The 26,602-nt window shown below is 53.2% G+C and carries 23 protein-coding genes and 3 pseudogenes; 12 read left to right on the top strand and 14 right to left on the bottom strand.

All coding sequences use genetic code 11. The annotated features are described in order from the left end of the window. The first annotated feature begins 2 nt into the window (after positions 1 to 2). From IPI86_RS20135 to fahA, 7 genes are all read left to right on the top strand, one after another. Complete coding sequence (locus tag IPI86_RS20135) at positions 3 to 1,802, top strand: ABC transporter ATP-binding protein (RefSeq protein ID WP_345299806.1); 1,800 nt, start codon at positions 3 to 5, stop codon at positions 1,800 to 1,802. Between the two features lie 75 nt (positions 1,803 to 1,877). Beyond that, positions 1,878 to 2,306 carry a nuclear transport factor 2 family protein gene (locus tag IPI86_RS20130; protein WP_345299805.1) on the top strand — a complete coding sequence of 143 codons (429 nt, stop codon included), beginning with the start codon at positions 1,878 to 1,880 and terminating at the stop codon, positions 2,304 to 2,306. Positions 2,307 to 2,410: 104 nt separating this feature from the next. Next, a complete protein-coding gene (locus tag IPI86_RS20125) occupies positions 2,411 to 3,832 on the top strand; it encodes an RtcB family protein (RefSeq protein ID WP_345299804.1) in 1,422 nt (473 codons plus the stop codon). An 81-nt stretch (positions 3,833 to 3,913) separates the two neighbouring features. Then, positions 3,914 to 4,534: an adenylate/guanylate cyclase domain-containing protein gene (locus IPI86_RS20120; protein WP_345299803.1), complete on the top strand. Its 621-nt coding sequence runs from the start codon at positions 3,914 to 3,916 to the stop codon at positions 4,532 to 4,534. Positions 4,535 to 4,643: 109 nt separating this feature from the next. Next, positions 4,644 to 5,096 (top strand): SH3 domain-containing protein, encoded by a 453-nt coding sequence (locus IPI86_RS20115; RefSeq protein ID WP_345299802.1) that lies wholly within the window; start codon positions 4,644 to 4,646, stop codon positions 5,094 to 5,096. A 293-nt stretch (positions 5,097 to 5,389) separates the two neighbouring features. Beyond that, a complete protein-coding gene (locus IPI86_RS20110) occupies positions 5,390 to 6,079 on the top strand; it encodes a hypothetical protein (RefSeq protein WP_345299801.1) in 690 nt (229 codons plus the stop codon). A 44-nt stretch (positions 6,080 to 6,123) separates the two neighbouring features. After that, on the top strand, positions 6,124 to 7,371 hold the full coding sequence (gene fahA, locus IPI86_RS20105; protein ID WP_345299800.1) for a fumarylacetoacetase: 1,248 nt from the start codon (positions 6,124 to 6,126) through the stop codon (positions 7,369 to 7,371). Here fahA and purB read toward each other — a convergent pair. The 14 genes and pseudogenes from purB to purL form a co-directional block, all read right to left on the bottom strand. Then, complete coding sequence (gene purB / locus IPI86_RS20100; RefSeq protein WP_345299799.1) at positions 7,351 to 8,709, bottom strand: adenylosuccinate lyase; 1,359 nt, start codon at positions 8,707 to 8,709, stop codon at positions 7,351 to 7,353. The genes fahA and purB overlap by 21 nt on opposite strands. 3 nt (positions 8,710 to 8,712) lie before the next feature. Continuing rightward, positions 8,713 to 10,197: an IMP dehydrogenase gene (gene guaB / locus IPI86_RS20095; protein ID WP_345299798.1), complete on the bottom strand. Its 1,485-nt coding sequence runs from the start codon at positions 10,195 to 10,197 to the stop codon at positions 8,713 to 8,715. A gap of 99 nt (positions 10,198 to 10,296) precedes the next feature. Then, a complete protein-coding gene (locus IPI86_RS20090; protein WP_345299797.1) occupies positions 10,297 to 10,866 on the bottom strand; it encodes a hypothetical protein in 570 nt (189 codons plus the stop codon). Continuing rightward, positions 10,867 to 11,469, bottom strand: a complete 603-nt coding sequence (purN, locus tag IPI86_RS20085) for a phosphoribosylglycinamide formyltransferase (RefSeq protein ID WP_345299796.1) — start codon at positions 11,467 to 11,469, stop codon at positions 10,867 to 10,869. It abuts the gene before it with no gap. Between the two features lies 1 nt (position 11,470). Beyond that, entirely contained in the window at positions 11,471 to 12,643 is a 1,173-nt protein-coding gene (locus tag IPI86_RS20080; protein ID WP_345299795.1) for a phosphoribosylaminoimidazolecarboxamide formyltransferase, read from the bottom strand. A 10-nt stretch (positions 12,644 to 12,653) separates the two neighbouring features. Further along, complete coding sequence (purM, locus tag IPI86_RS20075; protein ID WP_345299794.1) at positions 12,654 to 13,661, bottom strand: phosphoribosylformylglycinamidine cyclo-ligase; 1,008 nt, start codon at positions 13,659 to 13,661, stop codon at positions 12,654 to 12,656. After that, the gene (gene purD, locus IPI86_RS20070; RefSeq protein WP_345299793.1) at positions 13,658 to 14,929 is read right to left on the bottom strand and encodes a phosphoribosylamine--glycine ligase; all 1,272 of its coding nucleotides are present in this window, start codon (positions 14,927 to 14,929) and stop codon (positions 13,658 to 13,660) included. The genes purM and purD overlap by 4 nt, the downstream gene beginning before the upstream one ends. Continuing rightward, on the bottom strand, positions 14,929 to 16,368 hold the full coding sequence (gene purF / locus IPI86_RS20065) for an amidophosphoribosyltransferase (RefSeq protein WP_345299792.1): 1,440 nt from the start codon (positions 16,366 to 16,368) through the stop codon (positions 14,929 to 14,931). Before purF ends, purD begins: the two co-directional genes overlap by 1 nt. Beyond that, positions 16,355 to 17,413 (bottom strand): 5-(carboxyamino)imidazole ribonucleotide synthase, encoded by a 1,059-nt coding sequence (locus IPI86_RS20060; protein WP_345299791.1) that lies wholly within the window; start codon positions 17,411 to 17,413, stop codon positions 16,355 to 16,357. The genes purF and IPI86_RS20060 overlap by 14 nt, the downstream gene beginning before the upstream one ends. After that, a complete protein-coding gene (gene purE, locus IPI86_RS20055; protein ID WP_345299790.1) occupies positions 17,410 to 17,910 on the bottom strand; it encodes a 5-(carboxyamino)imidazole ribonucleotide mutase in 501 nt (166 codons plus the stop codon). The genes IPI86_RS20060 and purE overlap by 4 nt, the downstream gene beginning before the upstream one ends. After that, positions 17,907 to 18,846, bottom strand: a pseudogene (locus tag IPI86_RS20050) (phosphoribosylaminoimidazolesuccinocarboxamide synthase). The gene purE and the pseudogene IPI86_RS20050 overlap by 4 nt, the downstream one beginning before the upstream one ends. A gap of 22 nt (positions 18,847 to 18,868) precedes the next feature. Beyond that, positions 18,869 to 19,663: a phosphoribosylformylglycinamidine synthase I gene (gene purQ, locus IPI86_RS20045; RefSeq protein ID WP_345299789.1), complete on the bottom strand. Its 795-nt coding sequence runs from the start codon at positions 19,661 to 19,663 to the stop codon at positions 18,869 to 18,871. Positions 19,664 to 19,675: 12 nt separating this feature from the next. Continuing rightward, positions 19,676 to 19,843 carry a hypothetical protein gene (locus tag IPI86_RS20040; protein ID WP_345299788.1) on the bottom strand — a complete coding sequence of 56 codons (168 nt, stop codon included), beginning with the start codon at positions 19,841 to 19,843 and terminating at the stop codon, positions 19,676 to 19,678. Between the two features lie 25 nt (positions 19,844 to 19,868). After that, positions 19,869 to 22,496 carry a phosphoribosylformylglycinamidine synthase subunit PurL gene (purL, locus tag IPI86_RS20035; protein WP_345299787.1) on the bottom strand — a complete coding sequence of 876 codons (2,628 nt, stop codon included), beginning with the start codon at positions 22,494 to 22,496 and terminating at the stop codon, positions 19,869 to 19,871. 689 nt (positions 22,497 to 23,185) lie between these two features. Here purL and IPI86_RS20030 point away from each other — a divergent pair. The 5 genes and pseudogenes from IPI86_RS20030 to IPI86_RS20010 form a co-directional block, all read left to right on the top strand. Beyond that, positions 23,186 to 23,239: pseudogene (locus IPI86_RS20030) on the top strand (hypothetical protein); the annotation flags it as partial. 6 nt (positions 23,240 to 23,245) lie between these two features. Continuing rightward, a pseudogene (locus IPI86_RS20025) lies at positions 23,246 to 23,328 on the top strand (tetratricopeptide repeat protein); the annotation flags it as partial. Position 23,329: 1 nt separating this feature from the next. After that, positions 23,330 to 23,392: a hypothetical protein gene (locus IPI86_RS20020; RefSeq protein WP_345299928.1), complete on the top strand. Its 63-nt coding sequence runs from the start codon at positions 23,330 to 23,332 to the stop codon at positions 23,390 to 23,392. Next, positions 23,389 to 23,487 (top strand): tetratricopeptide repeat protein, encoded by a 99-nt coding sequence (locus IPI86_RS20015; protein ID WP_345299927.1) that lies wholly within the window; start codon positions 23,389 to 23,391, stop codon positions 23,485 to 23,487. Before IPI86_RS20020 ends, IPI86_RS20015 begins: the two co-directional genes overlap by 4 nt. A 240-nt stretch (positions 23,488 to 23,727) precedes the next feature. Continuing rightward, the gene (locus IPI86_RS20010; RefSeq protein WP_345299786.1) at positions 23,728 to 26,589 is read left to right on the top strand and encodes an FAD-binding and (Fe-S)-binding domain-containing protein; all 2,862 of its coding nucleotides are present in this window, start codon (positions 23,728 to 23,730) and stop codon (positions 26,587 to 26,589) included. The last annotated feature ends 13 nt before the right edge of the window (positions 26,590 to 26,602 follow it).

Here is a 26,602-nt window from a genome sequence, read left to right as displayed (position 1 = left end):
TTATGACAGAAACAACCTTCACTCAAAAAGTACCCGCGCTCCCAGCGTGGAAAGTTATTCTGGAAATGGTCCGCTTTCGCCCGTGGCTTTGGGTCGTGGATCTGTTTAGTGTGGCGCTGATTCGCTTCTGCTGGCAGGTTGCGCCCGCGCTCATCATCAAAGCCTTTTTCGATATGGTCACAGGCGAAGCACAATTGACCTTCGGCATTTGGGCCATCGTCGCATTTCTCGCCGCCACATGGATCGGACGCGTGGTCGCAAGCTATGGGTTTTATTATGCCGATGTACCCATCTTCGCGGACATGAATACGTTGCTGCGCAAAAATCTATTGCGCTACATTTTGAAGCGGCCAGGCGCATCACAACTCCCCGATTCACCAGGCGAAGCCGTAAGCCGCTTCAAAAAGGACGTGGACGAAATTCCGTTATTCGTCATTTTGATCAACGACATCATGGTTGGGCTCATCATCATCGCCGTCGCGATTGTATTGATGACACAGATCAGCCCCTCCGTAACGGTCATGGCCCTGATCCCGCTGGCGATCGTTGGCATCATCGCAAATCTTGCCACAGGCCGCATCGAACATTATCGCCGATCATCACGTCAGGCTGGCGGCAAAGTGACTGGCTTCATCGGCGAGTTTTTCGGCGCTGTGCAGGCTGTCAAAGTTGCCACGGCTGAAAAAGATGTCATCAACTATTTTCATAAACTCAACGATGAACGGCGCGTACTCACTATCCGTGAAAAACTGTTTGATGAAGTACTCGGCTCGATCTACCGCAACATGTCCACACTTGGCACAGGAGTCATCCTCGTCCTCGTCGGACAATCAATGCGCGAAGGCAATTTCACGCTCGGTGATTTTTCGCTCTTCGTTTATTTATTACAAAGCATGGGCGATCTCACCACTTTTGGCGGCATGCTTGTAGCTCGTTACAAGCAACTCAATGTCTCGGTTCAACGCATGTATCACCTGATGGAAAACGCGCCCCTGAACGCGCTTGTTGAACACAGCAAAGTAGATCTGGATGGGCCTCTGCCCGATGTGATCTATCCGACGAAAACCGAATCAGACTCACTCCGCAACCTGTCCGCTGACCATCTGACATTTCACTACCCCGATTCAGTCAACGGCATCGAAGACATCTCCCTGAAGATCAAACGCGGCTCGCTGACAGTGATCACAGGCCGAATCGGTTCTGGCAAAACCACGCTCCTGCGCGCCCTGCTTGGCTTGCTTCCCATCGAATCAGGCGAGATACGCTGGAACGAAACCATCCTCACAGCACCCGGCGACTTCCTCGTCCCTCCGCGCTGTGCCTACACCGCGCAGGTTCCGCGCCTGTTCAGCAATACACTGCGAAACAACATTCTGCTGGGCATGCAACGCAGCGACGAAGAAATTTACAAAGCCACAAAACTCGCTGTCATGGACCGCGACCTGGAACAACTCGATGACAATCTTGAGACCATGGTCGGCGCGCGCGGAGTCAAACTCTCGGGCGGGCAGGCGCAACGAACCGCCGCCGCGCGCATGTTCATCCGCGAACCTGAGCTGGTCGTCTTCGACGATCTCTCCAGTGCGCTGGATGTCGAAACCGAAAGTCAACTGTGGGAGCGAATCTTCGCAGCAGACAATCAATTGACCTGTCTCGTCGTCTCTCACCGCCGTCCGCTGTTGCGGCGCGCCGATCACATCATCGTGCTGAAGGATGGCAAGATCGAATCCGAAGGCACGCTCGATCAACTGCTCACAACCAGCCAGGAAATGCGCGAGTTGTGGAAACTGGAAGAACAATAAAAAATTCGCGTAAAGCACAAGGGCTGTGTGTATTCAGCCTCGAAGTCGAAGCGTAAAAGGAAAAGGAAAAACATCATGACTCAACCTACTTCAACCGAAATGATCCACTCCGCCCGCGAACGCTTCAATAGCGCCATCGCAACCAAAAACGCAGACATCATTAAGACTCTGTTAGCCCCGAATTACCATCTCATCACGGGTCGCAGCGCGCAATTCCACGGAGCGGAAGAAGAAGGCATACGTTGGTCTGAGCTTTTCCACGCCGACCCAACCGCCGTCTATCGTCGAACCCCGCGCGAGGTCACCGCCAACGAAAGTTGGGGAATCGCACAGGAAATCGGCAGTTGGCAAGGAAGTTACACTGCTGAAGGAATTTTGGTTCACGCGTCGGGCGTCTATGCCGCCAAATGGCAGCGGACAAAAAACGGTGTATGGATGCTTCAAGCCGAAGTATTTACCACCCTCGTCTGCGAAGGTCCCTGCGACCCGCCCGACCCGATCTAGCAAATTATGTCACTTTGAGAGAACGATAGCGACCGAAGAGTCTCCCATAGCGAAATAAAAGACCTCTCGCTACACTCAAAGTGACACATATCGGAGAATTTAAAATGGACATCATTACAGGAAAAATCCTGAAACTCAACAACTGGCCCGACGGAAGGATCATCGGGCTTGCAAAAGACGCTGCCGCAAAAATGATGGAACAAGGCATGGAACGCGACGCGGTTCTCGCCCAACTGGAAGCTGTTCGGCAAAACCCCGGCAGTTTCCTCGCCGATGCCGTGACCGCAGACCTCGCCCGCGAATGCATCCGCATCACGCAAAAGGACGAGCCCAAACCAGAAGCACTGCGGGAAAATCCGCTGCCATTCCCCATTTGGGGGCGGGACAATATCGACGACGAAGCGGTCAAACAAATGAATAACGCCATGCGCCTGCCTGTTACGGTCACAGGCGCGTTGATGCCTGATGCCCATGTGGGTTATGGCCTGCCCATCGGCGGCGTGCTGGCCACTGAAGATGTCGTCATCCCCTACGCCGTGGGCGTGGACATTGCCTGCCGCATGCGCATCTCCATTTACGAAGTCTCACCCAACTTGCTTGGACAAAAGAAAGGCATGTTCGAAGAATCACTGTGGAATGAAACCGCCTTCGGCATGGGCGCAAAATGGACGGGTGCAAAAAAAGCCCAGCACGAAGTGCTCGATGATTCAGCCTGGCTCGCCACCCGCCAACTGCGGACCCTAAAAGACACCGCCATGAACCAACTCGGCACCAGCGGCACGGGCAATCACTTTGTTGAATGGGGCAGTTTCAGACTGCACGAAGATTCGTTCGGGTTGAAGGCTGGTCAATACCTGGCATTGCTCTCCCATAGCGGGTCACGCGGCGTCGGCGCAAAAATCGCCGACCGCTTCAGTAAACTCGCCATGGAGAAACATCCCGACCTTGATAGGAGTGTTAAACATCTCGCCTGGCTCTCGCTTGATTCTGAAGAAGGTCAGGAATATTGGCTTTCGATGGAACTTGCTGGAAGATTCGCATCGGCCAATCACTACATCATTCACAAACGTGTGGCCGCCGCCATCGGGCTGAAGGAATCGGCTGTGGTGGAAAATCATCACAACTTTGCATGGCATGAAACACTCCCTGATGGGCGCAAGGTCATCGTCCACCGCAAAGGAGCAACGCCAGCAGGCGAAGGTGTGTACGGTGTCATTCCAGGCTCCATGGGAGACGCGGGGTACGTAGTCCGCGGCAGAGGGGTGGAGAATTCTCTTTCTTCAGCCTCGCATGGAGCGGGTCGGAGGATGAGTCGGAGAGTCGCCATCGATTCGATCAGCAGATCCGCTCGGGATGACTATCTCAAAGAACGTGGAGTCACCCTCCTCGGCGGCGGCCTCGATGAATCCCCGCAGGCGTATAAACAGATCGAGGATGTCATCGCCGCACAAAGCGACCTCGTGGAGATCGTCGGAAAGTTTTCACCCAGAATCGTCCGCATGGCCGATGAACCTGGAGATATTTAGAAAAATGCCCTCCCAGTTTTGGGAGGGCATTGTCATGAAATTTACTTGCGAAAACAAACCATTGGTTGTATTCTATTTATCATGAACCGAAAATTACCATCCAAATTTCAAAACCTGCTTTTGAAATACTCACAGGAAGTCAGCAGCGTCAATCGGGAAGCCATTGAAGCCGAGTTGTGGCAGGAATATGGCACCGAGCAGGCAATCTTTGTGCTTGACATGTCTGGCTTTTCGCTGTTGACACGCAAGTATGGCATCATTCATTATCTTTCGATGGTGCGGCGGATGCAGTTGGTTTCGGAGCCCATCATCACCTCCTTCAATGGAAAGATGCTCAAGTATGAAGCGGACAATTGCTTCGCCGTCTTCCCTGATGCGTTGCCTGCCGTTCAGGCGGCGATTTCCCTGCAACACGCCTTCGACGCATCGAACCTGCTCACGCCCAATGATTTCGATGTCCACATCGCCTGTGGAATCGATTATGGGAAGGTGTTGGTCGTTAGCAGCAAGGATTGCTTTGGAGATGCGGTAAATCGCGCCTGCAAACTCGGCGAAGATACCGCTGCCGCTGGCGAGATCCTGGTCACCCAAAAAGCCATGGAACGAATTTCGCCAGAGGCAGGCATCAAATCCCGCCCGCTCAGCGTTTCCATCTCGGGTATCACCATCCCGTCCTACACAATCGATTATCGCGGCACCTAATCCTTCGGCATCTCCCAAATTACCACCTGTCCTACCCCATTACTTATGTTTCATTGCAGACCTTGGAATTAAACCTTATGCTTACAAAAAAAACAAAAGGAGATTCCCAATGAAACGCCCTGCCTATTCTTTTATCGTTTTATCCGCTTTGATCCTATTTATCACCGCCTGCACCCCAACCGCCACAGCAACTCAACCGCCTGTTGTTCAGGCCAGCCCAGTTCCATCTGAAACTCCAACTGTCATACCAAGCCCTACATCCACCCCGTCGCCGCTTTTCATCACTATTAATATCGATTTCGCCTATCTCAGGTCTGGCCCCGATGTGGATTATCCGACCATTTCGGACGCATACATCCGCGGCACAAAGATGGAAGTGCTAAGCAAATACAAAGACTGGTTCTACGTCAAAGCGCCCGATGAAAAGATCGGCTGGTTGTATCTCGCCTGGGTTGATGCCAGCGGAATCGACCTGAGCATCATCCCCACGCCATCCTTCCTGCCCGAGCCTCCGGTGCGTCCCACACTCAAACCCACCAATCCCGCATATCCAAATCCGTAGATTTCAGATCAATAGGATAAGCGTTAAAATATCCACAACATGAAATCATCCACTCCAAGTCAACCCTTTCAGGCATTCATGGACGGCTTAATCGATTATGCCGGCCTCTTCCCACCTGCCAGCCTTGACCTTACTTCAGCATTGGACGAATATGGCGCGTATCTTCCCTCCGCCGACAGTTGGATGCTGGGCCGGTTCATCATCCCCGCTGTGGATTTATCCAAGCTGCCAATTCTCTCGGCCGCATGGCGCTTTTCCGTCCTCGGGCGCAGTGGAAAGATGCAGACGAATTCATGCGCAATCTGGAAGTTGACCTGGCGGATATACAGGCATTTCGCCAAACCCAGCCAGCAACCGCCGATATTTTCGAAGTGCGCCTCCCATCAGACATTCTCAGCTTTCCAACAAAGTTATTCAACCTGCTGAATCAAACCAGCCAGCAAATTACAAATCAACACAAATTGACCACCTTCTACGAGATTCCACTCGATGATGCCTGGCGCGAAAATATGGCTGCGACCATCACCACTCTTTCCCAACAAAACGAACAAAACAGCCGCCGCAGCGGATTCAAACTCCGCTGCGGCGGCGTCGTTGCGCATGCTTTCCCTGCCGTGGAGCAGGTCGCCCATGCCTTGCTCCTGTGTCGGGATCATCGAGTCCCATTCAAGGCAACCGCTGGGCTTCACCATCCCATTCGCCACTACAACGAGAGCGTGCAGACAAAAATGCACGGATTCATCAATGTCTTCGGTGCAGCCATCCTCGCGCGCGCGCATAATCTATCCCTGGAACAGACCATCGAAATATTGAACGAAGAAGACCCGCGTCATTTCGATTTTAATGAATCATATTTCGCCTGGAAAAATCTTTCCACCACTTCCGAAGAGATCGCCGACGCTCGAAAATCGCAATTCATCGCCTACGGCAGCTGCAGTTTCGATGAGCCTCGCGAAGACATGCAGAAATTGGGCTGGTTGTAAAACAACTGAAACCGTTACTATAATTTCAAAAAGGACACCTCTTAATGCTTAGATCGTTCATTCCTGTCTCCCCCGAGTCTCATTTTCCCATTCAAAACCTGCCATATGGCGTTTTCAGCACACCAGAAGACCAGCATCCACGAGTCGGCGTTGCGATCGGGGAATTTGTCCTTGATCTGGCTGTGCTCGAACAGGCGGGACATCTCAAAACCAAACATATATTCAATCACCCCAACCTCAATTCCTTCATGGCCCTGGGCCGTGAAGTATGGCATGAGACACGCATCACTTTGCAAAGCCTTCTTTCCGCTGACAATCCCATTCTGCGCGACAACTCAGAACTACAAAAACAAGTCCTGCATCCGATGAGCGCAGTGACCATGCATCTCCCAGCTACTATCGGCGATTACACAGATTTTTATTCCTCGAAAGAACATGCCACCAATATTGGATCCATGATCCGCAGCAAGGAAAATCCGCTTATGCCGAATTGGGTACACATCCCCATCGCATATCACGGACGGGCAAGCTCGGTCGTCATTAGCGGCACAGAAATACGCCGACCCAATGGGCAAACCATCGCCGAAGGCGCAGACAAACCCGCTTTCGGTCCAAGTCGCAATATGGACTTCGAACTCGAAATGGGATTCTTCGTCGGCCCTGGTAATCCACTTGGCTCCCCCATCCCCATTGAAAAGACCGAAGAACACATCTTCGGTCTTGTACTCATCAACGACTGGAGTGCGCGCGACATTCAAAAATGGGAATATCAGCCACTCGGCCCTTTCCTTTCAAAAAACCTCGCCACATCTATTTCACCGTGGGTCGTCACGCTTGAAGCACTCGAACCTTTCCGTTGCGAAAACCCCAGCCAAGACCCAACTCCACTTCCCTACCTGCAAAGCAGCGGCCCCGCCTCTTACGACATCAAACTGGAAGTAATGCTACAAACTGAGCAAATGAAATCACCCGCCACCATTGCACGCTCCAACTTCCGCCACATGTACTGGACGATGCGCCAACAGCTTACCCATCACACAGTCAACGGTTGCAATATGCGACCCGGTGATCTGCTCGGTTCAGGCACGATCAGTGGACCCACCCCTGATTCATACGGGAGCCTTATGGAACTTACATGGCGTGGCACAAATCCGCTTACCATGCCGAGCGGCGAAAAACGCACCTATCTCGAAGATGGTGATACCCTTGCACTGACAGGCTGGTGCGAAGGTGATGGTTATCGAGTAGGCTTTGGGGAAGTCACAGGCAAATTACTGCCCGCCCACAATTAGGTTAGTCAATTCAACTGCCAATCCGATATAGGTTTCGGGTGAGAGTGCTTTTAACTTTTCGCGCGTGGCATTATCTACGTCAATTGAATCACACCAAGCTTTGTAATCAGACTCGGTGAGGACTCGTCCGCGGGTTTGTTCTTTGAGCGATTCATACGCGTCTGATTTTCCAGCGGCACGCAGGATGGTTTGTGCGCCTTCGGAGACGACTTCCCAATGGGCATTTAACTCGGCTGTGAGTTTTTCCTCATCAGGAGCAATGCGCTTCAAACCGCGCTGGAAGTTGGTCCATGCTAACAGGCTGTGACCCAACGCCGTGCCAAACGTGCGGCGGACGGTGGAGTCGGAGAGGTCGCGTTGTAAACGTGAGACGGTCAACTTTTGGGCGTAATGCGCGAAGAGCGAATTCGCCACACCGAGATTGCCTTCGGCATTTTCAAAGTCAATCGGGTTGACCTTCTGCGGCATGGTGGACGAACCGACTTCGCCCGCCACAACGGCTTGTTTGAGATAGCCGTCGCTGATGTAACGCCAGACATCTTGAGCGAAGTCGATCAGGATGGAATTCGTTAATCGGATCAAATCAAAATATCTAACCCAATTATCGTAGGGGAGGATTTGGGTGGTGAGCAGATTGGGTTCAAGACCAAAACTTGAGACGAATTCTTTGCTGAATGAAATCCAATCCACATTGGGGACAGCGGCTTGCAAGGCGTTGAAGTTGCCGACGGCGCCCGTCAACTTGGCTTCGAATTTGTGGGATGCGATCTCGTCGCGAGTCTTTTTGAGGCGGGCGATGTAGACGGCGAATTCTTTGCCCAGCGTGGTTGGGACTGCGAACTGTCCATGCGTGCGGGCGAGCATGGGGGTGGATTTGTATTTGAGAGCAAAATCAGAGAGATTCGATATTAGAGATTCGATATTCGGGAGAATGACCTTGTCTCTTGATTCTTTGAGTGCAATGGCTTGACCTAGGCTGTTCGTGTCTTCGGAGGTCAAGCCGAAGTGAATCCACGGAATCAGATCTTCGAGAGAGGTTCCCTGCAATTTGCTTTGGATGAAATACTCAATGGCTTTGACGTCGTGACGAGTCTTGCGTTCGTATTCGAGGATCAGTTCTGCGTCGGCGTCTGAGAAATTTGCGAGAACCGATTCGAGGTGCGCGGACTCAGAGTCGCTCAAGGGGCGCACCAAGCCTGTTTTGGAAAGAGCAGGCAAAAAGTTAAGTTCGACGCGCACTCTGTCGCGTAGAAAAGCAAACTCGGAGAAGTGATCCCGCAGAGGCGATGTGGTCTCGGCGTAGCGTCCATCCAAAGGAGAAAGAAGGTGAAGGGTCATGTGTTATCGCTGGCTCAACTGATAGTTTGGGGCTTCCTTGGTAATAATAACATCATGCGGGTGGCTTTCGATGAGACCCGCGTTGGTGATGCGCGTGAGGCGGGTCTTGGTGCGCAGGTCTTCGAGCGAGGCGGCGCCCGCATAGCCCATGCCCGAGCGCAGACCGCCGACGAGTTGATAGACATATTCGCCGAGCGCGCCCTTATATGGCACGCGACCTTCGATGCCTTCGGGCACGAGTTTGCCGCTGCCGCTTTGACCCGTGGCATAGCGATCAACGCCGTAGCCTTTCATCGCGCCGAGGCTGCCCATGCCGCGATATTCCTTGAAGCGGCGCCCTTCATACATCATCACTTCGCCTGGCGCTTCTTCAAGCCCCGCGAGCAGACTGCCAAGCATGACGGCATTGCCGCCCGCGACGATGGCTTTGACGATGTCGCCGCTGAACTTGATGCCGCCATCGGCGATGATGGCGACGCCATGTTTTTGCGCGGCGCGTGAACATTCGAAGATGGCGGAGACTTGCGGCATGCCCGCGCCCGAAACGATGCGCGTGGTGCAGATGGAACCCGCACCGACTCCGACTTTAATTGCGTCTGCTCCTGCTTCGACGAGTGCATCCACGCCTTCGGCTGTGACCACGTTGCCCGCGAAGACGGGCAGGTCTTTCCATGCGCCTTTGATGCGGCGAATGGCTTCGAGCACACCTTTGGAATGTCCGTGCGCGGTGTCGATGGTGACCACGTCCACGCCTGCTTTGAGCATGAGGTCAACGCGGGTTTCGACATCCTTGCCCACGCCGACGGCTGCGCCGACGATGAGACGTCCTTTGGAGTCGGTGGAGGCATTGGGATAGTCGCGCGCTTTTTGAATATCCTTGACGGTGAGCAAGCCTTTGAGGATGCCATGTTCATCGACAAGTGGAAGTTTTTCGATGCGATATTTTTGCAGAATGTCTTGCGCGTCTTTGGCAGAGATGCCCACTTTGGCGGTGACGAGTTTTTCTCCGCTGGTCATGAACTGACTGACGGGCAGGTTGTAATCAGATGGTTCGACAAAGCGGATGTCACGATTGGTGAGGATGCCGACGAGTTTGCCTTTGTCATCGGTGACGGGCACGCCGCTGATGTGATACGTGGACATGATCTCTTCGGCTTTGCTGAGCGGCGCGTCGGGTTGCAGGCTGATGGGTTCGACGATCATGCCTGACTGCGAACGCTTGACCTTTTCCACTTCGGCGGCTTGGGCTTCGGGCGGCATGTTGCGGTGGATGATGCCCATACCGCCTTCACGCGCCAAGGCAATCGCCAGCCGCGCTTCGGTGACCGTGTCCATGGCGGCGGAGAGGATCGGGACGTTGAGTTGAATGTTCGGTGTGAGTTGGACGCGCACATCCGTTTCGTTGGGCAAGACTTCGGTGTAGCCAGGGACGATGAGGACATCGTCGAAGGTGAGGGAATCAAAGCGGTCAAAAAGTTCTTCGTTCATTATTTATCTCCTTGGTTGTAATGTAGGGGCGACCCGCCACTGCTAATCAAAGGATTCTGATTTTGCAGGACGGGTCGCCCTTACGCTTGAAAATCAACTTTATTTATTCAAGTAGGCGTGGATGGCGGTATCGTAATGCGCAGTGGAAGCAAAGCCTTTGATGGCAAGTTTGGTGCGGGTTTGAGCGGATATGCCACCAGCGCGGATTTCATCGAGAACAGAATTGTAATCGGCTGGGTCGCAGATAAGGGTAACACGTTCGTGGTTCTTCGCCGCGGCGCGGATGAGGGTCACGCCGCCGATGTCGATGTTTTCGATGGCGTCAGCGTAGGTGACATTGGGCTTGGCGATGGTCTCTTCGAAGGGATAGAGATTGACCGCGACGAGGTCAATGTAATCCCAGCCGAGGTTGAGGAGTTGCTGGTGGTCTTCGTCGGTGGGGCGGGCGAGGAGTCCGCCGTGGATGGCGGGGTGGAGAGTCTTGACCCGTCCGCCAAGGATTTCGGGCGACTTGGTGTAGTCCGCGACTTCGGTGACGGGGATGTTCTTGTCGCGCAGCAGTTTGGCTGTCCCGCCAGAGGCGAGCAGAGTCCAGCCGAGGGAGGCGAGTCCCTGGGCGAATTCGACGAGTCCAGTTTTGTTGTGGACGGAGAGGATGGCGGTAGGCATTTAATAACTCCTTGTTACTTTTTCTTCAAGAATTTTCTTGAGCGTGTTGACTAATAAAACATGTTCGGTTTGATGAACTCGTGCTTCGAGTGTTTCAAGCGTATCTTCTTTATCGATCGAGACAATTTCCGTTGCCAGCACGGGACCGTTGTCCACGCCTTCATCGGGGACGAGGTGAACCATGACGCCTGTGTGATCGATCTCGCCGCGTTGATAGGCTTCGAAGGCGCGTTCGATGGCGTGTGTGCCAGGGAAGGTATCGGGCAGGGCGGGGTGGAGGTTGATGACTTTGTTCGGGAAAGAGGAAAGAAAGGAAGAGGAAAGAATCCGCATCCAGCCAGCGAGGATGATGTAGTCGGGTTGTTTGGTGGTCACATAGTCGGCTAGTCGTTGGTCGTATTCTTGGCGAGTCTCGGTTGAAAGTTTTGCGAAGTGGACGGCTTCGACTCCTGCATTTTTGGCGCGGACAAGTCCGTAGGCATCCGCTTTGTTGGAGATGACGCAAACTACAGAAGCGGGAAGTTCACCTGATGCACAGGCGTCGAGGATGGCTTGTAAGTTGGAGCCATTGCCAGAGATGAGGACAACCAAACGCGCAGTCATATTAGTGATGAAAGAATCGCAAACCTGAGAAGACCATGGTCATGCCGTATTCGTCGCAGGCGGCGATGACATCTTCGTCGCGGTTGGAGCCGCCAGGTTGCAGGACGTATTTCACTCCGCTCTTGGCGGCGCGGTCAATCGAGTCGCGGAAGGGGAAGAAGGCGTCGGAGCCGAGCGTGACATCGGTGAGACCGTCGAGCCATGCGCGGCGTTCTTCGGCGGTCAGTTGCTTTGGAATTTCAGTGAAGACATTCACCCAATTCTTTTTCTCTTCGTCGGTGACATCGGGTTGCAGGAACTGGTCAATGGCGTTGTCGCGGTCGGGGCGTTTGACGCCTTCCTTGAATGGAAGCGCGAGAACGGATGGATGCTGGCGCAGACGCCACAAGTCCGCTTTGGAGCCAGCGAGACGGGCACAATGCACACGCGATTGCTGTCCCGCGCCGACGCCGATGGTCTGTCCATCGGTCACATAGCAAACGGAATTGGACTGCGTGAACTTGAGCGTGATCCATGCGATGAACATATCGCGCACCGCAGATTCGGGCAGGTCTTTTTTCTTCGTCACGATGTTGGCAAAATCTTCGCGGGTCACAATGCGGTCGTTGCGGCGCTGTTCCATGCTCACGCCGAAGACCTGGCGCGTCTCGGTCAACTGCGGTTCGTAGGCAGGGTCAATTTGCACCACGGCATATTTGCCTTGCTTCTTTTTCTTCAAAATCTCCAGCGCTTCAGGTTCATACGCGGGCGCGATCACGCCATCGGATACTTCGCGCGAGATCAGTTTTGCAGTCGGTACATCTACTGTATCTGATAACGCAATGAAATCGCCGAACGATGACATCCTGTCCACGCCGCGGGCGCGGGCGTAGGCGGTGGCGAGCGGCGAGAGTTCCATGTCGTCCACGAAGTAGATTTTCTTGAGGATGTCGGTCAACGGGACGGCGACGGCGGCTCCCGATGGGCTGACATGTTTGAACGAAGCCGCCGCAGGCTGACCGATGACCTGCTTCAGCTCCCGAACCAGTTGCCACGCGTTGAGCGCGTCCAGCAAATTGATGTAGCCTGGCGAACCGCCAAGGACGGTGATGGGCAAGTCACTGCCATCTTGCATATAGACGCGGGCGGGCGATTGATTGGGGTTTGTTCCGTAGCGGAGGGTGAGGTCTTTCATGATGATTCCTTTATTTCAAAATAACTTTTTGTTCACCATCGATCAATTCACCGATGATGAAGGTAGGTTCTGATATGGATGATTGCAAATCGCTGGCAATGGATTTGTCCACGATGGCGACCATGCCGATGCCCATGTTGAAGACGCGGTACATTTCTTCGGTGGAGATATTGCCTTTTTCTTGGATCAACTTCCACAACGGTGGGACTTGCCATGAATTCAAATTAATAACTGCGCTCAAGTTTTCTGGCAAGATGCGCGGAATGTTTTCGATGAATCCACCGCCAGTGAGATGTGCCAAGGCTTTGACTTTGTCGAGATGCGGATAGAGTGCATTGAAATACGAACGATGCGGAGCAAGCAATGCGTCTGCGAGTGAGCAACCGAGTTCGGGGTGAACGGATTCCAAGTCTGCGCCTTCGAAGACTTTGCGGATGAGCGAGTAGCCGTTGGTGTGCGGTCCGCTGGAGGGGAGACCAAGGATCAGGTCACCAGCGAGCAGGTTCGGGCGGGGGAGGAGGCGGGAGCGTTCCAATACGCCGACGATCGTGCCAGCCACGTCAAATTCTCCATCACGATACACGCCAGGCATTTCCGCCGTCTCACCGCCGAGCAATGCGATGCCCGACTCTTTGCAGGCTTCGGCGATGCCTGTCACCACATCCGCGGTTTGTTCGGGATTCAATTTTGAGGTGGCGAAGTAATCCATGAAAAAAAGCGGACGCGCGCCTTGCACGAGAATGTCGTTGATGCAGTGATTGACGATGTCGTGACCGATGCCGCGATAACGACCGACCGACGCGGCGAGTTTGACCTTGGTGCCAACGCCATCGGTGGACGCGACGAGCACGGGGCTGTCCATTTGCTTGAGCGCGGAGGCATCGAAGAGACCGCCGAACGAACCGATGCCCGCGAGCACGGATTCGTTGTAGGTGGCTTTGACCGAATCTTTCATCAACTCAACGGCGCGATTGCCTGCATCGATATCAACGCCTGAAGAAGCATAAGAGTTTGTCATTTGGCACCTTCCAATGCGCGGTGGGCGATGTCTTTGCGATATTGCATTCCATCGAATGTGACCTTGTCAATGTTTGCATAAACTTTCTTGACTGCACTGGCAATATCTTCTGCCCACGCGGTCAGACCGAACACACGTCCACCTGACGTGATGAGATTTCCGTTTTCCGTTTTCGTGCCTGCGTGAAAACAAACCATATCATCGGGGAGTTTCTCGATGGTTACGACTTTGCCGCTTTCCACTTTTTCGGGGTAGCCTTTGCTTGCCAGCACCACACAGACCGCCGCATTGTTTTTCCATTGAATATTGATGTTGGCTAAATTTCCATCCGCACAGGCTGCGGCGATTTCAACCAAATCTGTTTCCAACAGCGGAAGTACCACCTGCGTTTCAGGATCGCCGAAACGACAATTGAACTCCAATGTGCGGATGCCGTTCGGCGTGAGCATCAAGCCTGCATACAGCACCCCAACGAATGGATTGCCTTCACTTCTCATTCCGTTTACGGCGGGCTTCAAAACTTTTTCAATCGCTTCGTTCATCATCTCAGATGTAAAGATCGGCGCAGGCGCATACGCACCCATGCCGCCCGTGTTCAATCCTTGATCGCCATCCAGCAATCGTTTGTGGTCTTGCGCGGGCAACATTGGCACAACGGATGTTCCATCCGTGAACGCCATCAACGATACTTCCTGCCCCGTCATTCGTTCTTCGATCACCACTTCCGCGCCCGCTTCGCCAAACACTTTCTTCACCAAAATATCTTCAAGCGTAGACTTCGCCTCTTCATCCGTTTCAGGCAAGATCACGCCTTTGCCTGCTGCCAGTCCTGATGCCTTGATGACGATTGGATAATCAACGGATTGCAAATAACGAACGGCTTCATCGTAATTGGAAAAGGTCGCATACTTCGCGGTTGGGATGTTGTGCCTTGCCATGAAATCCTTGGCAAAGGACTTCGACGCTTCGATCTGCGCCGCGGCTTGACTCGGTCCGAAGCAGCGGATTCCCTCCGCTGAAAGCGAGTCCACCAACCCCGCCGCCAATGGTGCTTCGGGACCGACAATGACTAAGTCAATCTGTTTATCTTTGCAAAACGAAGCGACAGCCGTGTGGTCATCCACAGATATTCCGTTGACGTTCTCTGCCAATTCCGCTGTCCCTGGGTTGCCAGGCAACGCATATAACTTCGTCAACTTCGGCGATTGACTGACCTTCCACACAATCGCATGTTCCCGCCCGCCCGAACCAATGACCAACACATTCATTATTTCGTCCCTCTTTCAAAGCCTGTTTTTACAGACATCAAATCCACAGGGATGGGATATTGCCCCGTAAAACACGCCTGACAAAATCCATCCTTGCGTTGCACTGCTTTCATCATGCCATCCACGGAGAGATAATACAAACTGTCCGCACCGACATATTCGCGGATTTCCTCCACTGTGCGTTTGTGAGCGATCAAATCTTCGTGCCTGCCCATGTCCACGCCCATGAAGCATGGATGCGCAATCGGCGGGCAGGTAATTGCCACATGCACTTCCTTTGCGCCTGCATTCTTCAACAACTTGATCAGCGGACCTGTCGTATTGCCGCGCACAATGCTGTCGTCGATCATCACCACCCGCTTATCGCGGACATTCTCATTAATCACATTGAACTTCAACGCCACACCGCGCTTGCGGAGCGAATCCGTTGGTTCAATAAATGTTCTTCCAACATATCTGTTCTTGATAAAGCCATCGTTGTACGGAATCCCACTCACATGTGAAAACCCGATCGCCGCAGGGACTGACGAATCAGGCACAGGGATGACCACATCCGCAAATCGTCCTTTTCCATCCCCAAGTCCGCTTGCAACTTCTCGTGCCAACTCTTCCCCCAATCTCTGCCGCACATGATGGACGTTGATCCCATCCCAAGTCTGATCGGGTCTTGCAAAATAAATATGCTCAAACACACACATCGCCGAAGGCTGTTCTGGCTTCACCGCCTGCATCACCTTCAACGCATTATTCGATAACGAAACCACTTCGCCAGGCTTCACATCGCGGATGGCTTCGCAGCCCAACGTCTGCAATGCACCCGTCTCCGAAGCGACGGCATGTCCGCCGCTTGGCAGCATCCCAATACACAGCGGACGAAATCCCCACGGGTCGCGCACCGCATACACACAATCGCGCGTCAATATCACCAACGAATACGCACCAACCCATTTCTTCATCGCTGTCTTGATGCGCTCTTCCCACGTCGCGCCGCCGTTGCGCGCCAGCATCATCGTCATCACTTCAGTATCCGACGACGATGAAAACCCGACGCCCTGTTGCATCAACTCCTGTCGCAACTCAGCAGAATTGACCAAGTTGCCATTATGCGCCAACGCCAGCGGACCATTGATGGTCTCGATCATGAACGGCTGCGCATTGCGCAACGACGATGATCCTGTTGTTGAATAGCGCGTGTGCCCAATCGCGTAATGTCCCTTCAAATCTGCCATCACATTGGGCGTAAAAACATGCGACACAAATCCCACGCCCTTGTGCATCGACATCGTCTGACCATCCGCCACCGCCATGCCCGCGGCTTCCTGTCCGCGATGCTGCAAGGCATACAAACCAAAGAACGTCATGCGCGCCACATCTTCATTCGGCGCGAAGATCCCGATCACGCCGCATTCTTCCTTCGGCGACTCACTAAAATTCAGCATACAACTTCCTTATCTCATCCAGTTTTTCGTTCAACGTCGCAACATCTTTTTCAACCAACGTAATGTGCCCCAACTTGCGTTTCGGTCTCGGCGCCTTGTCGTACAGATGCAAATGCGCTCCCTCAATTTTCAAGATGGATGTCTCGTCTGGAAGCGTTCCCACCAAATTGACCATGGCACACACCCCAAGCGGATTCGTGCTCCCAAGCGGCGCATCACACACCGCCCGAACCTGATTCTCGAACTGAGACGTGATCGCCCCTTCGATCGTCCAATGCCCGCTGTTGTGAACACGCGGCGCCATTTCATTCGCCAGCAATTGACCGTCCTTCTCGAAGAACTCAATCGTCAGCACCCCAACATAATTCAACGCAGACATGACTCGTGTTGCATATTCTTCTGCTTGCGCTTGCAACTCTGCCGAGACATTCCCAATCACCAACGACAACCGCAAAATCCCATCGCGATGATGATTCTCGATCAACGGATAAAACTTCGTCTCACCTGATTTATTCCGCACAGCAATAATGGAAAGTTCACGGTCAAAGGAAACAAACTCTTCCAAAATACAATCGACTGCTTTTTCAGCCGCTACTTCCGCTTGCGAATGGACAATGCTTTGCCCCTTCCCGTCATACCCCATGCGACGAGTCTTCAACACAGCAGGAAAGCTAAACGAAGAATTGAGATCGATTGTGAATTTGGGAGTGGGTATTCCCAACTCTTGAAAAAAAGATTTCTCAACGAAGCGGTCTTGTGCTTTTTCCAATGCCAATGACGGCGGATACACAGGGACAAATTTTTCCAAATGTCTCGCCGCCTCCACAGGGACGTTCTCAAACTCGTAGGTGACTACATCCAATCCATTTGCAAACTGCTCGAGAGCGGATGTGTCCGCGTAGCCCAATGCCAGATGGTCAGCGAGCAAGCCTGCGGGTGAGTCCGAAGCGGGGTCTAGGAAGCGGAAGCGATGTCCGAGTGGGTATCCAGCCAGGGCGAGCATGCGTCCCAGTTGACCTGCTCCCAAAATGCCGATGTTCGTCATTCGTGAGTCTCTCGCGGGTCGGGGTTATCCAAAACGGATTGGGTTTGCGCGGCGCGATAGGCGAGCAGGGCGGCGAGATATTCGCTGTGCTTGTTGGCAACGATGGACGCCGCCAGCAACGCCGCATTGACCGCGCCCGCGCGACCGATAGCCAGCGTGCCAACGGGAACGCCCGCGGGCATTTGCACGATGGAGAGCAGCGAGTCCATGCCGTTGAGCGCCTTCGATTGGACAGGCACACCCAGCACAGGCAGATGCGTTTTCGCGGCGGTCATGCCAGGCAGATGCGCCGCGCCGCCCGCACCCGCAATGATGACTTCAATGCCGCGCTCGTGAGCGGACTCTGCAAATTGAAACAGCAGGTCAGGCGTGCGATGTGCCGAAACGATTTTGACTTCGTAGGGAATGTTTAGTTGGTCGAGCGTTTTTGTAGCATGTTCCATCGTCTCCCAATCAGACTTGGAACCCATGATGATGGCAATGAGTGGTTGGGTCATAGCAACTCTTTCAGATTTTTGAGCAGGCGTTCTTCGATGGGATATGCGCCCGCTTCAAAGGTTTTGCCCGTGAGCATTTCGTAGATGGTGATGTAGCGTTCACTGGCGGCTGCCCACAAGTTCATTCGGCATGGATGGGATTTCGCCATCGCCGCGATAGCCTTTTTCGGCATACGCAATGCGGACAAATTCCTTGTCGAAGTTTTCGGGTTCTTCGCCTGCGTTGAATTTTGCTTGGTAGGTATCCGCTTTCCAGTAACGGGATGAGTCGGGTGTATGGACTTCGTCAATGAGCATGACGCTGCCATCGGGTGCAATGCCGAATTCGTATTTGGTGTCCACGAGAATCAAGCCTGCTTTGTTGGCAACTTCTTGTCCGCGTTTGAAGATGGCGAGCGCGGCGGCTTGAACTTGATTCCAAGTCTTTTCGTCGAGCAAACCTTTTTCGGTCACTTCGGCGCAGGTCAGGCGTTCGTCGTGCCCCGTCTCGCCGCCTTTGGTGGTGGGGGTGATGATCGGCTCGGGCAAGGCTTGATTCTTTTTCAAGCCTTCGGGGAAGTCATAGCCGTAGATATTTCGCTCGCCGATGGAGTAGCGATACCACAACGCCGTGGACGTGACGCCTGTGATGTATCCGCGCACGATGACTTCGATGGGGAGTGGCTGAACGGTGGTGACGATCGAAACATTCGGGTCGGGAACAGAGAGCAGATGATTGGCGATGATGTCTTTTGTCTGCTCGAACCACCATGCGGAGAGTTGATTGAGCACCTGTCCCTTGTATGGGACTTTGGCGAGAATGCGGTCGAACGCCGAGAGTCTGTCCGTGGTGACGATGAGTCGTTTGCCATCGGGTAGGTCATACCACTCACGGACTTTGCCTGTCTGCTTATTGGGAAGCGGAAGATTTGTTTCGCCGAATGCTGCGGTAGTAATTTGATTATTTCTTCTTTTGCGATCATGCGAAATCCTTGGCGTATTTCACGCCATTTTCAAACAAGACCAATCCACTGTTGCCTTTCACGCCACGCGTCCATTGCGGATGTTGATAGGGATGAATGTGATTTTCAGGGTGGGGCATGAGTCCGAGCACGTTGCCTTGCGGGTTGCAGATGCCAGCGATGTCGAGAATGGAGCCGTTCGGGTTGATGGGGTAATCGCCGTTCGCAGGCGAGCCGTCCGCGTGGATGTAGGTGAGGGCGACTTGGTCGTTGGCGATGAAAGACGAAAGAGGAAAGGATTTGGATATTTGAAAATTGCCTTCACCATGTGCAATGGGACAGGCGATCGTGTCTTCCAAACCTTTTGTCCAAATGCAGGTTTGAGAAACGGGAGCAAGATTCACCCAACGACATTCGAAGTGACCTTCTGCATTGAAGGTGAGAGTTGCGCCCGATTCATTCTTTCTTCTTTCCTCTTTCTTTTCCCCTGGCAAAATCCCAGATTTGACCAACGCCTGAAACCCATTGCAAATGCCAATCACAGGTTTGCCTGATTCAACAAAAGCGGATATCTCTTCATTGAAATAGGAGTTCAGGTCGAGCGCAAGGAGTTTGCCTGCACCGAGTGAGTCTGCGTAGGAAAATCCGCCCGCGACGACGAGCATTTGATAATCGGCGAAGTGTTTTTTGCCAGCGCGGAGGTCATTGAGCGGAACAGGGTGTGGGTCTGCGCCAGCGAGAGTCAATGCTTCGGCGACGTCGTAATCGCGGTTGGTGCCGTGGGCTTGGAGGATGAGGGCTTGTGGTTTCATAAGTTTGTTAATTTATATTAGAGGGTGTGTTGAATGCTTGGTGAGGGCTTCGACAGTGATGTTTGTTTCGTTGAGTTTGAGAACAGGGTCAGTGATGACTTGCCCGAGTTTTTTGAATGGCAAGTCTTTGAAGGTCTCTTCGAAGCGGGCGATGTTTGCAGGAGAAACTTCAACGAGCAAACAGCCTGTGGTCTCGCCGAACAGGTCACGGGTAGAGAGAGGCGGGGTTTATATCCAGCCCCAAGCGCCCGCCAATGCACATCTCCGCGGCGGCGACAGCCAATCCGCCTTCGGAGAGATCATGTGCGGAACGGATGAGACTTGCGTTGATGGCGTTGTGCAATGCTTTGTAAACCTGTGGTGTGATTTCTGAAACTTGCGGAATGGATTCGTTGATTGTTGTATCAAAATGAGAACCACCAAACACGGGCGCAAAATCGCCAATGAGATATATCGCATTGCCCGCTTCTTTCAAATCCATCGTGACGGCTTTGGTGACATCGTCCATGATGCCGAGCGCGGAGATGAGCAGTGTGGGCGGGATGGCGTGACGTTGACCATCGGTGCCGAGATATTCGTTGTTGAGCGAGTCCTTGCCGCTGATGAAGGGCGTGCGGAACAAGAGCGCCGCATCATGACAGCCGCGGGCTGCTTCAACGAGTGAGCCTAAGGTTTCGGGACGTTTCGGGTCGCCCCAGCAGAAGTTATCGAGAATGGCGATGCGCTCGGGGTCAGCGCCGACGGCGACTGCGTTGCGAATGGCTTCGTCGATGACGGCGAATGCCATGTGATAGGCGTCGCGTTTGCCGTATTCAGGATTGATGCCGTTCGAGAGGACGATACCTTTCATGCCCTTCGTGCCAATCGGTTTGAGAACCGTCGCATCGGAAGGAGCGTCTGCTTCGACGCCCGTGAGTGGCTTGACGACTGTGCCGCCTTGAATCTCGTGGTCGTAGATGCGAATGACGGAAGATTTGCTGGCGATGTTGGGATGGGAGAGGAGGGAGAGCAGAGTTTGTTTTGTATCGATATTCGATATTCGGGAATCGATATTCGATATTCGTTCGTCGAGTATCGAATTATCGATTATCGCATTTAACTGTCTTTGCGGAATACCTTCATGCAAAAATTCGTTATCCATGTCCACGACGGGATTGCCGTTATAGCGGACGATGAGACGATGCTTGCCTGTGATTTCGCCGATGTCGGTGAGTTCGGTGTCGAAGGTGTCACAGAGTTCTTGCAGGGCAGGGATGTTCTCAGGTGCAACGGCTAAGACCATGCGTTCTTGTGCTTCGGAGAGCCAGATCTCCCACGGGGCGAGACCAGGGTATTTGAGTTTGACTTTTTTCAGTTCAACGTCACAGCCAATATTGGATGCCATTTCTCCAACCGCAGAGGACAAGCCGCCTGCGCCACAGTCGGTGATGTCGTTGTACAAGCGCAGATCTCTCGCGCGGGTGATGACGTCGATGAGTCCTTTTTCGACGATGGGGTCACCGATCTGAACGGATGCGCCAGCGACTTCACCTGTCTGCGCATCCATCGTCATGGAAGAGAAGGTCGCGCCGCGCAAGCCGTCACGTCCCGTGCGCCCGCCGAGGACAATGACTCGGTCACCGACTTGGGGAGTCTTGCGGTGCAGTCCCTTCGGGGCGATGCCGACACATCCGCAAAAGACGAGCGGATTGGCGGCATAACCTTCGTCAAAAAGAATCGCGCCGTTGACGGTGGGAATGCCGATCTTGTTGCCATAATCCTGCACGCCTGCGACGACTCCGCTCATGATGCGTTTGGGGTGGAGCACGCCTTCGGGTAGTTCATCGAAGGAGACGTTTTGTTTGCCGAAGCAGAGCACATCGGTGTTGGCGATCGGTTTGGCAGAGACGCCGAGAATATCGCGGATGACTCCGCCAACGCCGGTGTTCGCGCCGCCGAAGGGTTCGATGGCAGAGGGATGGTTGTGGGTTTCGGCTTTGAAGGAAATTTCGAATTCGTCGTCGAAGTCAATGATGCCTGCGTTGTCGACGAAAGCGGAGATGACCCAGGGGGCGTTGATCTTGTCGGTGGCGGATTTGAGGTAGGTCTTGATAATGGAGTCAATGACTTTCCCATCATCAAATGTCACTTTTGCCTTGAATGTTTTGTGAACGCAATGCTCACTCCACGTCTGCGCGATGGTTTCGAATTCGACGTCGGTTAGGTCGCGGTTTTCTTTTTGACAGTAGGCGCGGATGGCTTGCATCTCCGCCAAGTCCAATGCGGCGCGGCGGTCTTTGGAGAGGGCGAGGAGTTCGTCATCGCTCAGGTTGCGGATGGCGATGGTTTCGACTTGTCCGCTTGATTCGACTTCTTCAGGGAAGGATGGTTCGATGCTGCCGAGCTTCCAGTGTTGGATGACTGGATTTGCCAATAATGTTTTTGCCAACCGTTCAACCTGCCCAACATTCAAACCTGTAACCTGAAACCTTGAACCCGTAGCGGCACGGTGGACTCCGCTTAATCCAATCTCATGTGCGGCGCGGACAATTTCGGCGGCGACGGGGTCGGTCACGCCGGGGCGAAGGGAAACTTCGAGAATAACTGAATCAGCTGCGGGCGGAGTCAGATTCGGGTTTTCATCCCATGAAATGGTTTGTGTGACGGGGTCGCTTAAAAGTTTGAGGGCCAACTGCTGCATTTCTTCCTGCGACAATTGGCCCTCGATAAAGTAGAGATCCTGACACTCGATTCTTTGCAAGTTGTCATACCCCAACGCTCTTGCATCGGAAAGCATCCCCGCTGAGCGGGGGTCATGATGTTCAAAACGGACTACAAAACGGTGAATGGACATGTGCGTTTATCTCCAAAAACGGCGCGATTGTACTTTAGGAAAGTTGTCTAGTCAATGCCGAATATAAAGTCACAGGTCATAATTCGGTGGTCGAGTAGGTGACGACGTTCTTGCGTCGCCGTATCGAGACCACCCATGTGGTGTGGAGTATAATTTTGAAAACCTCTCCCCAACCAAACAGGAGCCGCACATGGGGCGCATTGAAAAGACCGTTTTCATCAGTTACAGGCGAACAAATTTTTATACAGCACTGGCTGTCTATCAATATTTGACTCAGAATGGCTACGATGCTTTCTTTGACTATCAAAGCATAGACAGCGGGAATTTTGCAAAAGCCATTCTCGAAAACATCGCAGCGCGCGCACATTTTGTGCTTGTGCTCTCCTCCTCAGCGTTGGAACGATGCAGCGAGCCCAACGACTGGCTGCGCCGTGAGATCGAAACCGCGATGGATTTGAAAAGAAATATCGTGCCGTTGATGATGGAGGGATTTGACTTCAGAACTACGATTCAAGCTCTCGCCCCATCCTACACGACCTGTATTCCGAATCTTGACCGATGGAAAAATTCGCCTTTTGAACACCTGACGAGCCCCCCCCCCCCCCCCACAGCCAAACACCCCGCACCCACACCAACCCCACAGCAGCCCCCCCCCCCCCCCAACCGACCCCCCCTTGGGTATTTAAGACCTGAAACGCTACGACGAAGCCGAAGCCGCCTATCGCAAAGCCATCGAACTCAATCCCGACGACGCCACCGCCTACTCCAATTTGGGTATCTTGCTGAAGAACCTGAAACGCTACGACGAAGCCGAAGCCGCCTATCGCAAAGCCATCGAACTCAACCCCGACTACGCCACCGCCTACTACAATTTGGGTAATCTCCTCGGTTACTGAAACGCTACGACGAAGCCGAAGCCGCCTATCGCAAAGCCATCGAACTCAAGCCCGACGACGCCACCGCCTACTCCAATTTGGGCAATTCCTCCTAAGCCATCCCCCCCTATTTGGGTATCTTCCACGTGAAACGCTACAAGGCCGGCCCTCGCAAAGCCTAACCAACCACCCGCCCCAATGGGTTTGTAAAGAAACACGCGAACCTAAGCCTGACCTCAATGGAAACGAGATACCCCGTTGGGCTAAAAGCACGCAAACGCCAATGAACCCGCCCCAGCCAAAGAAAAGCCTTTTAGAGACCTCGTAGATTTCAAAAATCTCCGAGGTCTTATAATATGCCCATGAACCTCACCACCATCCTCCCCGCCTCGCGCATCCGTGACCGTTTGATTGACCGCATCGCTTATGCCAATGACGCTTCGTATTTTCGGCTGGTGCCGCAGGCGGTGGTGCAGCCGAATTCCATCGGGGAAATTCAATCGCTTTTCAAATTCAGCCAGCAAAATAAAATCCCGATGACCTTCCGCGCGGCAGGGACGAGTCTTTCGGGGCAGGCAGTGACGGATGGGATTCTGGTGGATATTTCCAAACATTGGGGGGAATTCAGCGTGGAAGCCGATGTGAACCGAATCCGCTTTCAGCCTGGGATCGTGGGCGGATTTCTCAACAACGTGCTCAAGCCGCACGGACGGCGCATCGGCCCAGACCCTGCTTCCATTGATGCGTGTATGATGGGCGGAATCCTCGCGAACAATTCCAGCGGCATGTGCTGCGGCACCACCGAGAATTCGTACAAAACCATCCACTCGATGACCTTTGTTTTGCCAAATGGATTTGTGCTGGATACAGCCGACCCGAATGCAAATCAGATTTTTGAGAACGAACAACCGCAGATCGCCAAAGGTCTGCTTGAACTCAAAGAACGTGTAACCTCCAACCTTCAACTTTCAACCCGCATCGCCAAACGCTACCAGATCAAGAACAACAACGGCTACCTGCTCAATGCCTTTCTCGATTTCGACTCACCGCTTGATATTCTCGTCCATTTGTTGATCGGTTCTGAAGGTACGCTCGGATTCATCGCCGAGGGTGTGCTCCACACTTTGCCCGATTTCACCCACAAATACACAGGACAGATGTATTTCAAAAACATCCGTGATGCGGCGGCGGCGATTTACCCCATCAAGCAATCGGGTGCGCGCGCGGCAGAGATCATGGACAGAGAGTCCCTGCGGGCGGTGGAAAACAACGCGGGCGTGCCTGCCATTCTCAAGCAACTGCCCAATGGCGCGGCGGCGATTCTGGTGGAGTATCAGGCTGCAGATTCAGAATCCATGCTTCAGTTTAAGAAAGAAGCGCAGCGCGTCATCGGTGAGCTTAAACTGATTCACGACGTCGAATTTACCGATGACCCGATTCAACAAGCTGCATTGTGGAAACCGCGCAAAGGCATCATTGCATCGGTCGGCGCGATGCGTCCGCGCGGCACAACTTCGGTCAATGAAGATGTTGCCTTTCCCGTTGAGCATCTTGCCAATGCCGTCACCGACCTGCGTCATCTCTTCGATGATTTCGGTTACGCCGAGGGCGTCATCTTCGGTCACGCGAAAGATGGCAATTTGCATTTTCTCATCAATCAGGCTTTCGATACGCCCGAGCAGATCAATCACTTCGACAATTTTATGCAAGCGATGGTGAAGATCGTCAGCGGCAAATATGATGGCTCGCTCAAAGCCGAACACGGCACGGGCCGCAACATGGCGCCGTTCGTCGAAACCGAATGGGGCAGCGAAGCCTATTCCATCATGCGCAACCTCAAGTCATTGCTTGACCCTGATGGAATGTTGAACCCAAACGTGCTCATCAATGATGACCCGAAGGCGCATGTCACCCACTTGAAATCGCTGTCACTCGTTGCGCCCGAAATTGACAAATGCATCGAATGTGGATTCTGCGAGCCGAAATGTCCAAGCCGCAGGCTGACTCTGACTCCCAGACAGCGCATCGTCGTCCAAAGAGAACTCGCTTCGATGCGCCTCGTCGATTCAAACTCACCCGAAATTGATTCTGTTTCGACAGCCTACGCCTACGCTGGAATCGACACATGCGCCCTCGACGGCTTATGCGGAACTGCCTGCCCTGTGGGAATTGACACGGGAAAGTTTATAAAGAAGCTACGTGAGAAACGAGTAACAAGTAACAAGTCCGCAGAGTGGATTGTTGAAAATTTTGGTGTAGCAGAAAAAGTAACTGGAATTGGTGTTTCACTCGGACATGCCGCAGAGAAAGTAATTGGCGTGAATGGAGTCAAATCTATTTCGGTCACTGTTGAAAAAATTAAGGGAACAAAATTACCAAAATGGAACAAATCCATTCCGCACCGCACAAAAAATCTTAGCGGTCTTTGCGGCCTTGGCGGTTCAAAGGAATTCATCTACTTCCCCTCCTGCATTTCACGTCAATTGGGAATTCCAGATTCCAAGTCACAGGCTCCAAACTCTTCCAACATTCAACCTGAAACCTTCAACCTGTCACTCAGCGAAGCCTTCCTCACGATCGCCAAGCGGGCAAACATCAATCTACAAATCCCTGTCAACACCGAGGGTCACTGCTGCGGCATGCCCTTCTCTTCCAAGGGATACAAATCTGCGTATCAGGCCTCTCTTCACAAAACCCTCATGCAGATGTGGAAATGGTCTGAGCATGGAAAATACCCCATCGTCATCGACACCACCTCCTGCACACACACGCTCAAAACCTGCGGCGATGACCTCACACCCGAAGACAAAACCATCTGGAGTCAACTCACCATTCTCGATGGCGTGGAATTTTTGCACGACCATGTCCTGCCTAAACTCGAAATCCACCCCGTGGACGAAGAAGTCATCCTGCACCCCAACTGCTCCGCCCGCAAACTCAACCTCGATTCAAAAATGCACGCCATCGCCAGGCAATGCGCCAAATCCGCAGTTGTGCCGTTCAACCTCGGTTGCTGCGCCTTCGCAGGCGACCGCGGCCTCACCCATCCCGAACTCACCGCCTCCGCCACCGAAAAAGAAAGCGCCGAAGTCCTTGCAAAAGAATACGGCGGCTATTACTCTTCCAACATCACCTGCGAAATTGGCATGAAAGAAGCCACGGGCAGAGATTATGTTTCCATCGTGTATCTGGTGGAAAAAGCAAGTAGAAAGCTCTAACAACAAAGGCAAC

The organism is Candidatus Villigracilis affinis, from assembly GCF_016705895.1.
Classification (GTDB): Bacteria; Chloroflexota; Anaerolineae; order Anaerolineales; family Villigracilaceae; genus Villigracilis; species Villigracilis affinis.
The sequence above is the reverse complement of the archived record's forward strand: the minus strand, read 5'-3'. Positions and strand labels throughout refer to the sequence as shown.